The sequence below is a fragment of the Candidatus Flexifilum breve genome, from assembly GCF_016713355.1.
The window spans coordinates 226446-239660 of sequence record NZ_JADJPI010000037.1; the positions used below are offsets into that span (position 1 = coordinate 226446).

At 59.5% G+C, this 13215-nt stretch carries 14 protein-coding genes; 9 read left to right on the top strand and 5 right to left on the bottom strand.

The annotated features are described in order from the left end of the window. Window positions 1-70: 70 nt before the first annotated feature. From IPK17_RS31925 to IPK17_RS31935, 3 genes are read right to left on the bottom strand one after another with little or no spacing between them, the layout of a single operon-like run. Window positions 71-334 (bottom strand): hypothetical protein, encoded by a 264-nt coding sequence (locus IPK17_RS31925; protein WP_343421779.1) that lies wholly within the window; start codon window positions 332-334, stop codon window positions 71-73. Window positions 335-344: 10 nt separating this feature from the next. Further along, window positions 345-974, bottom strand: a complete 630-nt coding sequence (locus IPK17_RS31930) for a cyclase family protein (RefSeq protein ID WP_343421780.1) — start codon at window positions 972-974, stop codon at window positions 345-347. Between the two features lie 33 nt (window positions 975-1007). After that, on the bottom strand, window positions 1008-1508 hold the full coding sequence (locus IPK17_RS31935; RefSeq protein ID WP_343421781.1) for a DUF4097 family beta strand repeat-containing protein: 501 nt from the start codon (window positions 1506-1508) through the stop codon (window positions 1008-1010). Window positions 1509-1789: 281 nt separating this feature from the next. On the opposite strand from IPK17_RS31935, the gene IPK17_RS31940 reads away from it, so the two are divergent. The 9 genes from IPK17_RS31940 (at window position 1790) to IPK17_RS31980 (ending at window position 10214) form a co-directional block, all read left to right on the top strand. Next, complete coding sequence (locus IPK17_RS31940) at window positions 1790-2560, top strand: glucose 1-dehydrogenase (protein ID WP_343421782.1); 771 nt, start codon at window positions 1790-1792, stop codon at window positions 2558-2560. A gap of 275 nt (window positions 2561-2835) precedes the next feature. Further along, window positions 2836-3489: a hypothetical protein gene (locus IPK17_RS31945; protein WP_343421783.1), complete on the top strand. Its 654-nt coding sequence runs from the start codon at window positions 2836-2838 to the stop codon at window positions 3487-3489. A gap of 7 nt (window positions 3490-3496) precedes the next feature. Beyond that, a complete protein-coding gene (locus tag IPK17_RS31950) occupies window positions 3497-3982 on the top strand; it encodes an HIT family protein (protein ID WP_343421784.1) in 486 nt (161 codons plus the stop codon). Between the two features lie 25 nt (window positions 3983-4007). Next, window positions 4008-4790, top strand: a complete 783-nt coding sequence (locus tag IPK17_RS31955; protein ID WP_343421785.1) for an enoyl-CoA hydratase/isomerase family protein — start codon at window positions 4008-4010, stop codon at window positions 4788-4790. A gap of 90 nt (window positions 4791-4880) precedes the next feature. Then, complete coding sequence (locus IPK17_RS31960) at window positions 4881-5480, top strand: dehydrogenase (protein WP_343421786.1); 600 nt, start codon at window positions 4881-4883, stop codon at window positions 5478-5480. Then, complete coding sequence (locus IPK17_RS31965) at window positions 5462-5728, top strand: 2-oxo acid dehydrogenase subunit E2 (RefSeq protein ID WP_343421787.1); 267 nt, start codon at window positions 5462-5464, stop codon at window positions 5726-5728. Before IPK17_RS31960 ends, IPK17_RS31965 begins: the two co-directional genes overlap by 19 nt. Window positions 5729-5978: 250 nt before the next feature. Continuing rightward, a complete protein-coding gene (gene aceB / locus IPK17_RS31970; RefSeq protein WP_343421788.1) occupies window positions 5979-7571 on the top strand; it encodes a malate synthase A in 1593 nt (530 codons plus the stop codon). Window positions 7572-7576: 5 nt separating this feature from the next. Further along, complete coding sequence (gene aceA / locus IPK17_RS31975) at window positions 7577-8866, top strand: isocitrate lyase (RefSeq protein WP_343421789.1); 1290 nt, start codon at window positions 7577-7579, stop codon at window positions 8864-8866. A 208-nt stretch (window positions 8867-9074) separates the two neighbouring features. Next, entirely contained in the window at window positions 9075-10214 is a 1140-nt protein-coding gene (locus tag IPK17_RS31980) for a hybrid sensor histidine kinase/response regulator (protein ID WP_343421790.1), read from the top strand. Between the two features lie 56 nt (window positions 10215-10270). Here the strand turns inward: IPK17_RS31980 and IPK17_RS31985 are convergent, their stop codons facing one another. Both IPK17_RS31985 and IPK17_RS31990 read right to left on the bottom strand, forming a co-directional pair. Further along, entirely contained in the window at window positions 10271-10645 is a 375-nt protein-coding gene (locus IPK17_RS31985; RefSeq protein WP_343421791.1) for a nuclear transport factor 2 family protein, read from the bottom strand. A gap of 167 nt (window positions 10646-10812) precedes the next feature. Next, entirely contained in the window at window positions 10813-13056 is a 2244-nt protein-coding gene (locus IPK17_RS31990; RefSeq protein ID WP_343421792.1) for a PAS domain-containing sensor histidine kinase, read from the bottom strand. Window positions 13057-13215 lie beyond the last annotated feature (159 nt).

The window sequence follows — 13215 nt, forward strand, 5'->3', positions numbered from 1 at the left end:
GACGCTAAGACCAGAAATCACCTTTGCGTCTTCGCGACCTTGCGTCTTTGCGTTAGGCTTTTTCTTGGTTTTAGCGTTTGGTATTCGAGTGGAAATACCACGCCATCGCCAGCGTCCCCGCGCTGAACAGCCCGCCGACCAGCAGACCGACGAAGAGCGCTTGCACGATGTTGTTGCCTTGCGCCAGCGCCATCAGCGTCATGGTGATGATGCTGCCGACCACGCCGAGAATCGCCAACGGGGTCGGGGGCAGCCAGCGGCGGCGAATGCCGAGATACATGATGAACAGAATCACGCCGAATAAGACGTAAAAGACCAGCGCCACGGGACTCATGCGGGTTGACCTACCTCTCGTTCAAGGAGCGAAGCACAGCGCGCACCGGGGACGCGCACGCCGCGTCCAGTTTGAGCGGCAGGGCGATCAGCTCGTAATCGCCATCCGGCACGTCGCGCAGATAGACATTTTCTAAGTTGACGAGGCCATGACGCGCCAAGGCGTGATGGCACGGGAGTTCTTGGCTGTCGAAGGCGTCGACGGAGGGCGAATCCAGCCCGATCAGCCGGATGCCCAGTGACGCCAGCCAGGCGATCAGTTCGACGCTCAGGTACGGAAATTCGGGCGCGAACGTTGAATCGGGTAAATCGCTGACATGACTGTGAATGAGCACGCGTTCCGCGCCGTCCAGCGCGACGGGGATATCCGTCGGGGTGAGCGCGCCGTCGCGCTTGCTCACCGTGACCACGCGCACTCGCCCAAGATACGCGTCGAGCGGCATGGTGGCGGGATGCGCCCCAGCGATTTCGTAATGGTAGTAGGCATCGGCGTGCGTGCCAACGTGCGGCGTCGTGGTGATCGTGACGAGGTTGACAGCTTGCCCGGCAGCGAGGCTCCAGCCGAGCTGCGTTTGATACGGCGCATCCCCCGGCCAGACGGCGCTGCTCGCGGAGACCGTCCGTGTGATGTCATAGAGCATGGTGATCCTGTGAATGGTTGTGCGCCCGACAGATCAGCAGTTGGTCAGGCGTAAGTCTCCCATCACCGTGTCGATTTCGATGGTCAGACGCGGCGACTCACTCAAATGATAGCCGCGGGTCGTATAAATTGTCGAATCGACTTGCTCGTAGCCCTCGTCCATCTTGATCACCCGGCCGTTGTCGGTCACAAAGGTGATCTGCGCGGGGATGTCATTCGGAATTTCCAGCCAGATGCCGCCCGATTCGCTTGCGAGCCGCACGCTCATGTCGTGTTCCAGCGACAGTCCATCGAAGGCGAGGCGAATGCGCCCGCTGACTGTGCGCACGTTCATGCGGTCGAAGCGGCTGTTGAGCAGACTGCTGCCCCGAAAATCACCACTGCCGAGCGAAATGTGACAGTCGCCCTGACCAGTCGGGTTCGGTGTCGCGAAGTCGATGCTGTAATCCCCGAAATGCGCTTCGATATTGAGCCCGGCGAGGGGCAGCCCGCTCAAATTCACCGTTTCGAGTTCATACGCTTGATTAATAATCACGAGGTTGACCTTACCTATCTACCTACACACACAGAGTTTTGCGATGTCTACGGCAGTGGAGTGTCAATATTAACTATAGCAAAATGTTCCGAAATACAGACTTAACGTATGAAAAAATTGGGGTAACTTCGTCAAAATTTCACAAAACAATCCTTGCACAATGAATTTCACCTTGAGATGCGGCTGACGGCAGCTCCGCTCTTGATTCAGGCGGTTGCCGGAACAGGCGCACTGCCCGATAATACGATACAATCTGACCGCTGAAACAGGCGAGGATGACGATGAAATCACCGTTTGATGTGCAGGGCAAAGTCGCCATTATCACGGGCGCGTCACGCGGCATTGGCTTGGCCATCGCGCAGGTGTATGCCGCGGCGGGCGTCAAAGTTGTGCTGAGCAGCCGCAAACAGGATCAGGTGGAAGAAGCTGCCGCGCAGATCAAAGCGCAGGGCGGTGAAGCGCTCGGCGTGGCGGCGCACAACGGCGACAAAGCCGCCCTGCAAGCGTTGGTCGCGGCGGCGGTCGCGCAGTATGGCGGCGTGGATATCCTCGTCAACAACGCGGCGACCAATCCACACTTTGGTCCTGTCCTCGAAGCCGAAGACAGCTTGTGGCAAAAGACCCTCGAAGTGAACATCATGGGCAACGTGTGGCTGACACAGGCCGTCGTGCCCCACATGCAGGCGCGGGGCGGCGGCAAGATCATCAACGTCGCGTCGGTGAATGGACTCCGTCCCGGCACTATGCAGGGGATCTACAGCCTGACCAAAGCCGCTGTCATCAACCTGACGCAAACGCTGGCCATGGAGCTCGCGCCCGACAACATTCACGTCAACGCCATTGCGCCCGGCCTGACGCGCACCAAGTTTGCCCGCGCGCTGTGGGATAACCCGATGATCCTTGAACCGATTGTCGCCCGCACACCCATGAAGCGCATCGGCGAGCCGGAAGATATCGCTGGGATCGCGCTGTATCTGGCGTCGCCCGCCTCCAATTACACGACCGGACAGGTCTTCGTGGTGGACGGCGGTCTGACAATTCCGATGCTGTAATGCGGTCAGTTTACCGTCAATATTGAAACAAATGTGCTAAAATAGAGACTGGATTTGATCACTGTCGGCGCAATGATTTGAAACCCCCTTCGCGCGGGGGGGGTGGCTGGTTTGTGGGGGGGGGGGGGGGGTTGCGGGGGGGGGGGGGGGGGGCGAGCGAAGGGGGACGCGCTTCTGCGCGTCCATGACGGCAGAAGCGCGTCCCCAGTCGGTTCACCTGCAAATAACGGACGTTCGATTTACGTCCGCTGAGTACCACGCACGGAGAACCAATCTTGAGAATTTTGCTTTACACGGAAAAAACGCCCGCTCAGGCTCTGACTGCTATCAATGCGCGCATGCAAGCCAAAGAGAGCGCGGCGCGCGCATCCCTCGGTGGTTGGGTGGAGAAGAACGGCTCGTTCGCCTTGAGCGTGTCGACGCCGGTGATCGGTCGCTTTCACCGCCGTACGGTGCTGCGCGGGAAGATCGAGCGCGAGAACGGCGTCACCACCGTGCGCGGTGATGTGCCGAGCGGCGTGGATAAGCAAGGGCAGATTGTCGTGTTTGTGGCGCTGGGGCTGCTGGCGGTGCTGCTGCTGACCAGCGGGAATGCTGTCCCCGCGCTGGCCGTGATCCCGCTCGGCGCGTATCTCTATATCCCGATGACAGGCGATCACGCCAACTGCGATCTGCTGGTGGGCGAACTTCAGCGGACGCTCAAGGCCAAAGAGAAGCCACCCAAGAAATCGTCCGAAGGGCGCGCCGCGGGCGCGGCGAAAGCCGTCAGCACGAAGCCCACTGTGCCGCGCGCGGCGACTGCCCGATCCAGCACAGGCGCGAGTCGCTCGACCAGCCCGACCCGCTCCACGAGTACGGCGCGCAAAACTGGAACGACCGCGGCCAGCTCCAAGACGACCAGCGGCCAGCAGAATCCGATGAGTTGGTGAGGACGCTATGCGCCAGATGACGCCGGAAGAGTATGATGAGATCGCTCGGTCGGATTGTTTCGTGTGTCGTCTGGTGGCGGGTAACCCGCTCGTCGCAGACCCGCGCATCGTCTATGAAGATGAGCATGTCATCGCCTTCCTGAACCAGTTCCCGACGCAGGAAGGTTACACGCTGGTGTGCCCCAAGCGCCATGCCGAACGGTGGGAGAGCGATCTCGACGACATGGAGTGGATGCATCTGCAAAGCGTCGTGCGGGCGGTGGCGCGCGCGGTCGCCGAGGTGACTGGGGCAATGCGCGTGTATGTCGCCTCGTTGGGGAGCCCGGAACGCAACCCGCATGTGCATATGCATGTGTGCCCCTGCCCACCGGGCACGCCCTTCGATCAGCAGCAATTTGCCGCTATGGATTTTAAAGACGGGCAGTATTTGCAGATCAGTGACGCGCGCCTCGACGAACTGGCGCAGCAGCTCCGTGCGCGGCTTTCAACCTAAAGACTTGTGTGAAAGGATGCTTTTGATGAGCGATATTTTGTTAGTGAACCGCTATGACACTGTCACCGTGCTCACCCTCAATCGACCGGAAGTGCGCAACGCCGTCGATGCTGAGCTGATGACTGCGCTGCACGGCGCGCTCAAAGCGTGTGAGTCGGACGGTTCGCGCGTCGTCGTGCTGACCGGGGCGGGCGGAGCCTTCTGTTCCGGTGCGGACATCAAAAAGGCGGTCGCGAACGGCTTTTCCGCTGAGGAAATGCACCGCGTGTTGAACGAAGTCTACGGACCGACGCTCAAGGCGATTCGCTCGCTGCCCATGCCCGTGATCGCGGCAGTCGATGGTTTCGCAGCGGGCATCGGCTGTGATATGGCGCTGGCCTGCGATATTCGGCTCGTCAGCGAACGCGGTAAGTTCGCCGAACTGTTCATCCGGGTCGGGTTGATACCGGATGGCGGCGGGACGTACCTGCTGCCGCGTATTATCGGGTTGGGGCGGGCGCTCGAATTGATGTATACGGGCATGGATGTCGACGCCGAGGAAGCCTACCGGATCGGCATGGCGAACCGCCTCTATCCCGTTGGGACGTTCATGGAGGATGTGGTTAGTTACGCGGCGATCATCAGCCAGAAGTCACCGGGGGCGCTGTGGCGTGGCAAGCAGGCCATGCTGCAATCACTCGACAGCACCTACGCCGAAGCCCTCGACCGTGAACATGAGCACCAACGGGCGATTTTCAACTCGGAGGATGGCATCGAAGGCTTTATGGCCTTCGCGCAGAAGCGTGCTCCGGTCTGGAAAGGGCGGTGACACCCGCACCACGCTAAAGCGACAAACGTCACTATTCACACCCTCACCCCTGCCGCACGATCATTATAAACGGGCTGTGGGGGTGTTTTTATGCCAAATTCCGGGTTTCAAGAGCTGACTTTTCCTCGTCATCGTATCGGTTCAGACGATGTGCTGCGTGTCACGAGTGACCGCCAAGTCATCCATGGTCTCATCGAAGTCGATATGACGGACCCGTTGAAGTCCATCCACGAATATGAGCAACGCACGGGTGACGACATTTCCGTGGTGGCCTTCATCGCCCACTGTTTAGGGAAAGCGATCGACGAGGATAAGCGCATTCAAGCGTTTCGCCTAGGGCGCAAGCTGATCGTGCATGACGATGTCGACGTGAATATCATGATCGAGCGTGAAGCCGGCGGCGGCAAAATCGTCGCGCAGCACGTGCTGCGGCAGACCAATCGCCGCGGTGTGCTGGAGATGTGCCGCGAAATCCGCGAGTCGCAGCGTAATCCCATCGAACACGGACGCCCGCTGCGCCTGCTGGAACTGTACGCGGCGATCCCCGCCTTTTTACGCCGTCCGCTCATGCGTTTGATGCTGCGGAATCCACACCGCTTCAAAGCGATGGGTGGCACCACGGCGATCACCTCGGTTGGTATGTTTGGTCAGGGCGCGGGGTGGGGATTCCCGTGGTTCCGGTCGCCGTGATGCTCACGTTAGGCGGCATGGCGAAGAAACCCGCCGTCGTCGACGGACGCATTGAGATTCGCGACCTGCTGTGTGTAACGGTCAGCTTTGACCATGCCATCACGGATGGCGCACCCGCCGCCCGCTTCACTTCTCGCCTCAAGCAGTTGATTGAAGGCGGCAGCGGTCTAGAGGTGTGCCGAAGCGCGGTCAGTACCGAGGTCGACTCAGACATTGTGTCTAAACAGGTCAGCGCCTCTTCCCCTTGATGTGATCGATTGTAAACGCTTCCAGTGAAAATATACCGAATCTGGCAAGATATGTTACCGGTTTCACAAGCAATCTCCGACACTGTGTACGAATAGATCGCGAAAAGTTTCACGATTCTGTGCATCACACACCGCGCAAATTTCCATAGAATGAAAACATAAGTAGCCAATCTAATCAGCATTTGATTAGTTCGCAGCCCGTCGATATCTCCCATTGAGCCTGACAAGCGCTGTATTTTGAGGAGTCGTTATGACTTTGTCTGTTCACGAAACGATTGAGATTACGAGACCTGTTACGTCAGCGTATGCGGAGATCCTCACGCCAGAAGCGCAGAACTTTCTCGCCAAGCTGGCACGCGCCTTCGAAGCACGCCGCCGCGAGCTCTTGCAGCGCCGCGCCGATCGCCAGGCCGCCATTCGCGCGGGACAACTGCCGGACTTCCTGCCGGAGACGCAGGCCATTCGTGACGCTGACTGGCGCGTCGCTCCTATCCCGGCAGACTTGCAGGATCGCCGCGTGGAGATCACCGGGCCGACCGACCGCAAGATGATCATCAATGCGCTCAACAGCGGGGCGAAGGTGTTCATGGCGGACTTCGAAGACTCGAATGCGCCAACGTGGGACAACCTGCTCGACGGGCAGATCAACCTGCGTGACGCCATACGCCGCACGATCACCTTCACCAACGAGGCCGGCAAGCAGTATCGCCTCAACGAGCAGACGGCGGTGCTGATGGTGCGCCCGCGCGGTTGGCATCTGGTCGAGAAGCATTTCCTCGTCGATGGTGCGCCGATCAGCGGCAGCCTGTTCGACTTCGGGCTGTACTTCTTCCACAACGCCCGCGAACTGCTGGATCGCAGCAGCGGCCCGTATTTCTATCTGCCGAAGCTGGAAAGCCACCTCGAAGCGCGGCTGTGGAACGATGTGTTCAATCTGGCGCAGGACGAACTCGGCATTCCGCGGGGTTCAATCCGCGCGACCGTGCTGATCGAGACGATCCTCGCCACCTTCGAAGCGGACGAGATTCTGTATGAACTGCGCGATCATTCCGCCGGGCTGAACTGCGGGCGTTGGGATTACATCTTCAGCTACATCAAGAAGTTCAGCCATCGACCGGACTGCATCCTGCCGGATCGCGCGCAGGTTACGATGACCGTGCCCTTCATGCGGGCGTACAGCCAGTTCGTGATCAAGGTGTGTCACAAGCGCGGCATCCACGCGATGGGCGGCATGGCGGCGCAGATCCCGATCAAGCATGACCCGGAAGCCAACGAGACCGCGCTGGGAAAGGTGCGCGCCGACAAGCTGCGCGAAGTGCAGGATGGTCACGATGGGACGTGGGTGGCACATCCCGGCCTCGTGGCGACCGCCTTTGCCGTGTTCAACGAGCATATGCCGCAGCCCAACCAGATCAACCGGCAGCGCGAGGATGTGCATCCCACCGCCGCCGAACTGCTGCGCCCCAGCGAAGGCATCATCACCGAACGCGGCCTCAAGTGGAATCTGCGGGTGGGCATTCAGTATCTGGAAGCATGGTTGGGGGGCAATGGCTGCGTGCCGCTCTACAACCTGATGGAAGACGCCGCGACCGCGGAGATCAGCCGCAGTCAGGTGTGGCAGTGGCTGCATCACGGTGTGACGCTGGAGGATGGTCGGCAGGTGACGCCCGCCTTGTTTGATCGCCTGTTTGAGGAAGAGATGGAGTCGATCCGCGCTGAAGTGGGATCGAAGCGCTTTGATGGGGGGCATTTCCGCACCGCGGGGCTGCTGTTCAGCGAGATGATCCGGAAACCGACCTTTACTGAATTTCTGACCTTACCCGCGTACGAGAATCTGGAGTAGCTGTGATGAATAACCCGACCCTGTTGAACCAGTACTGGCAGCGTAACGAACGCTGGAACGGCATCAAACGTCCGTATACGGCGCAGGATGTGCTCAAGCTGCGCGGCAGCATTCACATCGAATACACGCTGGCGAAGCTGGGCGCGGAACGCCTGTGGGACTTGCTCACGACCGAGCCCTACGTCAACTCGCTCGGCGCGGTGACGGGCAATCAGGCGGTGCAAATGGCGCAGGCCGGGTTGAAGGCGATCTATGTGAGCGGCTGGCAAACGGCCGCCGATGCCAACACCTCCGGGCAAATGTACCCGGATCAAAGCCTGTACCCGGTCAACAGCGTCCCGGACTTGGCGCGGCGCATCAACAAGTCACTGACGCGGGCCGATCAGGTGCAGCATCTGGAAGGCAAGGAGAGTGTTGATTACTTCCTGCCGATGGTCGCGGACGCGGAAGCGGGCTTTGGCGGCAACCTCAATGCCTACGAACTGATGAAAGATATGATCGATGCCGGGGTGGCGGGCGTGCACTTCGAAGATCAACTGTCCTCCGCCAAGAAATGCGGGCATCTGGGCGGCAAAGTGCTCGTGCCGACGCAGGAAGCGATCAACAAGCTGGTGGCGGCGCGCCTCGCCGCCGATGTGCTCGACGTGCCGACGCTGATCATCGCCCGCACCGATGCAGACTCCGCGACACTCATCACCAGCGACATTGATGATCGTGATAAGCCGTTCCTCACCAGTGAACGCACGTTTGAAGGCTTCTACGGCGTGCGTCATGGGCTGGAAAGCGCGATTGCCCGCGGCTTGTCTTACGCGCCCTATTCCGACATGCTGTGGATGGAAACGTCGCATCCAGATCTCGACGAGGCGCGGCAGTTCGCCGAGGCGATTCATCGCCAATTCCCCGGCAAGATGCTCATGTACAACTGCTCGCCCTCCTTCAACTGGACGCGCAACCTCGACGCGGGGACGATTGCCAAGTTCCAGCGCGAACTCGGGGCGATGGGCTACAAGTTTCAGTTCATCACGCTGGCGGGCTTCCACTCGCTGAACCTCGGCATGTTCGAACTGGCGCTGGGATACCGCGGCGAAGGCATGACAGCCTATGCGCGGCTGCAGGATCGCGAATTCGAACTTGCGCATACCGATGGCTACAAAGCCGTGAAGCATCAGACGTTCGTCGGCACGGGCTACTTCGACGCGGTGCAGCAGGCGATCATGCAGGGGCATTCATCGACGGTGGCGCTGGAAGGTTCGACCGAGCAGGAACAGTTCACCGAAGAAGCCAAGCCGGTCTAGAAACCTCCGCACCCCTCATTCTCACGCCGGGGCAGGGTCCGCCATGCCCCGGCACGTCTGCTTTTCGCTCGATCCAAGCTGTGTGACTTTGGTACCGTAACTGCATTGACAAACCGTAGATTTCAAACGTAAATTTCATGAGGGATGAATGAAGTTTACGCTCTCCTTGCGCTATTGTATAAATATCGGCGCAATCGCAGAGAGCACAATGATCCCCTCCGATTTCTCGTATACGACAACTGATGTTCAGGAGACGCAAGCCAAGATCCTGATTGTTGATGATGAAATCGTCAATCGCATCCTCCTGAAGCGCATCCTAAAGAATCAACATCAACTCTTCGAGGCAGATCGCGCGGATACCGCGCTGGCGCTGCTGGAACAGGAGACGATGGATTTGATTCTGCTCGACATTATGCTGCCCGGCATGAACGGGCTAGAGACCCTGCGCCACATTCGCAGCCATCCCGCCACGCAGGATACCCCGGTGGTGCTCATCTCGGCGCTGGCGCAGAATCACGCTATTGTGTCCGGCTTGCAGCTCGGCGCGAACGACTACATCACCAAGCCGATTGATGTGGAAGTTGTGCTGGCGCGCATCGAAACGCAGCTCAAGCTCAAGCGGATGATGGATTTGCAGAAGCGGATGATCCGCGAATTTGAGGCGTCGCGCGTCCTCAAAGATCGGCTGATGCGCATCGCCTCGCACGATTTGCGCGCGCCGCTCACCCACATCAACATGGTGGAAACCCTGCTCCGACCCAGCCTCGCGCATGACCCCGACGCGCTGGGACTGCTCGACCTCTTGCAGCACACCGTCATGCAGATGAACGGATTCATCGAAGATTTCCTCGACGTGGCCGCGTGTCAGAATGGGCGGATCAGTCTGCAACTGCGCGCGGTAGCGCTCGGTGAATTGGTCGAGCCGGTGATCGAAGAGTTCAGCATGATGGCGGAGAGCAAAGGCATCACAGTGCAGATTGATCCGCTCCCCGGTCTCATGCACGCCGACCCGGCGCGTGTCACGCAGATTTTGAACAATCTTGTCAGCAATGCGCTCAAGTACAGCCCCAGCGATACGATTGTGCGGCTGTGGTCCGAAGTGACGCCGGGCTTTGTGCGCTTCTGCATCGCGGATCAAGGACCGGGCATCCCCGTGAATGAGCGCAATCTGCTGTTCACCGAATTCGGCAAGCTCAGCCCGCGCCCGACCGCGAACGAAAGCAGCACCGGGCTCGGCCTGTGGATCGTCAAGCATATGGTGCTGCTGCATGGTGGTCAGGTAGGCGTAGATTGTCCACCTTCCGGCGGTTCGGTTTTCTGGTTTGAACTGCCTGAGTATCTCGACTAGCCAACAAAAAAGCGACCGCTATGGTCGCTTTTGATTCACAGGGGTGTTTGGGCGGTTCAGGCGCTCTGCGCGAGGACGCCCGTTTCATATTGGCGCGCGCCAGCTATCTGCCCGGTGGCGTCGAAGCGCAGGATCGAAATGCCGACGAACACCACCCGATGCCCGGTGGCGGTCACGCCTTTTGCCTTCCAGCGTACGGCTGCTTGATCACGCGCGACGACGATCCGTTCGACCGTGAACTGCACCGACTGATAGCCGGACAGCCACGCCGTCATGTGCTCACTAATCGCGGTGCGACCGCGATGCTGAACCCCGTCCGCATCCTCAATCCACGCATTCGGCGCAAATTGCTCAAGGAAGTGCGACGAGTTGTCGGCGAGCGCTTGAACATAGCACTCAGCCGCGTCACGGATCGTTTGTTCGTTCATCATGATCTTTTCCCCCTCGGCAAAAGGCGTGGGTGAACCACCACCCTTCACATACCCCCCAACTTTAACCGATGGCGGTAGGGGTCACAAAGTGCCAAAGACTGAACCTAGCTCCGTCTTTAGGCGGAGAAGGTTGGATTTGACTGGGTAGGCGGTGCCTAGCTGGTCGGCTAGGTGGGCGGGGGCGCAATCGGCAGGCGTACGGTGAAGGTCGTGCCCATGCCTTCCGTACTGGTGACCTGAATCGCCCCGCCGTGCATTTCGACGGCCTGTTTGACGAGCGTCAAGCCTAACCCCGTACCCGGAATCGAGCCGACATTGCCCGCGCGATGGAAAGTCTGGAAGAGATTATCAACCTCTTCGGCTGGAATGCCGATGCCATTGTCGGTGATCTCGATGATCGCATCGTCCGTTTCCCGGTTGAGGATGAACAGCACTTTGCCACCCTCAGGTGAGTACTTCACCGCGTTCGTCAGCAAGTTGATCAAAATCCGGCGGATCAAATCTTCGTCGATATAGGCCTCCTGACACAGCCCATCGCCGAAGAAGAGAATGCGATGCTTGTCCCCGGCGATCCACTGAATCTCCGAGGTGATATCGCGGCAGAGTTGGTCGAGGTCGACGGCTTTGCGATTGATCTGGATGCCGATCAATTCCGCGCGGCTGAGCAGCATGATATCGTCAAGTAAATGCGTCAGGTGCTTGATCTGCGTTTTGACTTTGCCGAGTAATTCCCGGCGGCGCTCTGCCGTAAGCCGCTCGTCATACAGCCGCAGCAGATCGGCGGCGGTGTGGATCGTCGTGAGGGGGGTGCGGAATTCGTGCGAGATGGCGATGCCGAACTGCGCCCGCATTTCGGAAACGCGCCGTTCATACTGCATGGCCTGATGCAGACGCATGCGGTTTTGGCGGCGCAGACGCTTGTGGAGCTGCGCTTTCTTGAGCGCGATCCCAGTTTGATCTGCGAAGGCTTGCAGCAAATCAGCGTGCTTCTCTGCAAACGTGTTCGGCGCCTGACTATCGAGGAACAGGACGCCGATGACGTGGCCATCCGCCATGATCGGCGCGCCGATCAGCGAACGGACGCTGGCGAGCGGTGTTCCCTGCGCCCAGTCATACGGCGCTGGCGCGTCCTGATAGAGGCACACCTGACGCTTGGTCAACATATCGCTGATGCACTGTATCTCGCTCAGCGGGAAGGTTCCGGCGAAGCTCCCGGCCGGATAGCCACGCTGCACCGCCACCCGTCCCCGCTCACCGTGAATGAACAGCATGCGCAGCCCGTCAAAAAGGGGCATGACGCGCTGCAGGTGCCCCATGATCAGGTCGATCATCGGTTCCAGCGGGAGGGTGCCGTTCAACCCGGCGGCGACATCGCGCAGGGCTTCCGCGAACAAACGTTGTTCGCGTTCGCGCCGCTCGCTGTCGGCGAGGCTGCTGAACAACTGCGCGCGCTGAATGGCGAGGCTGATATGCTCGCTGAGTGCGACGATCAAGCGTAAATCGGCGTCGCCGAGCTCCAAATTTCCGGTCGATTCGACGTTGAGCACGCCAACCGCATCGTCGTCAACAAACAGCGGCGCGGCGATTTCTGAACGAACGCCCGCGATCGCCTGTATGAACTCTGGATCAGTGCTCACGTCGCGGAGCAGCAGCGGATGTTTGAGGCGCACGGCGCGCGCCATGATGCCGCGATCCAGCGGAAGATCGCCGAGAGTAACCACATAGCCGTGGTGATGCTGTAACTTGAGCACCTGATCTTCGACGAGATACAGGCTGACGAGGGTATAGCCGAACTTTTCGGCCACCCCGTCGACAATCGCGCGGATCAAGGTCGGCAAATCCATGCTGCGTGAGAGGATGGTGCGCGCTTCGTGCAGCAGCGCTGATTCCTGCGCCTGCCGGGTGGCGATCTGATGCATGTTGCGCAGTTGTTCTTCGCTGTCGCGGATGGCGGTGACATCGTACAAGGTGGTGAGGATGAACTGCCGCCCCCGCGAGATGAGCAGATCCCAGTTCATGATCGCCACGATCCGCTGACCATCTTTGCGCCGCGATTCGACTTCAATGTCGCGGAGATGCCCGGCGCGCATGAACTGTTCCAGTAACTGCGCGCGTTGTTCCGGCGTGCTGTACACGGCGAGATCCAGCACCTGTTGGCCGAGCAATTCGTCGCGCGTGAAGCCCGAAAGTTCGCAAGCGCGCGCGTTGATGTCGACGATCACGCCGTCGAGGTTCGTCAGGCATTGGGGGATGCTGTAGGCGTGGAACAGCTCCCGGACCTGATCGAAAAAGTCCCGGTTACCTTGCGCTTGCGTCTGGTAGGTGCGGAGCGCCTCCCGCAGCCGCTGCCAGGTGTCGGCATCGGGTGGTTCTGCTTGACTGAGAATGGCTTCGAGATCAGTTCCCGACATAGTTAACCAGCACATACATCACATGAGCGGCGACTTATTAGCCTCATCATATAGGATAGTCTATTTCATCTCTGAAGAGCGTAAACGTGAGCGAACCAACTAAATTTAGGTAATCGATATCATCCGCTTCGACTAACGCCTGTTGGCCGTTTTCAGCGT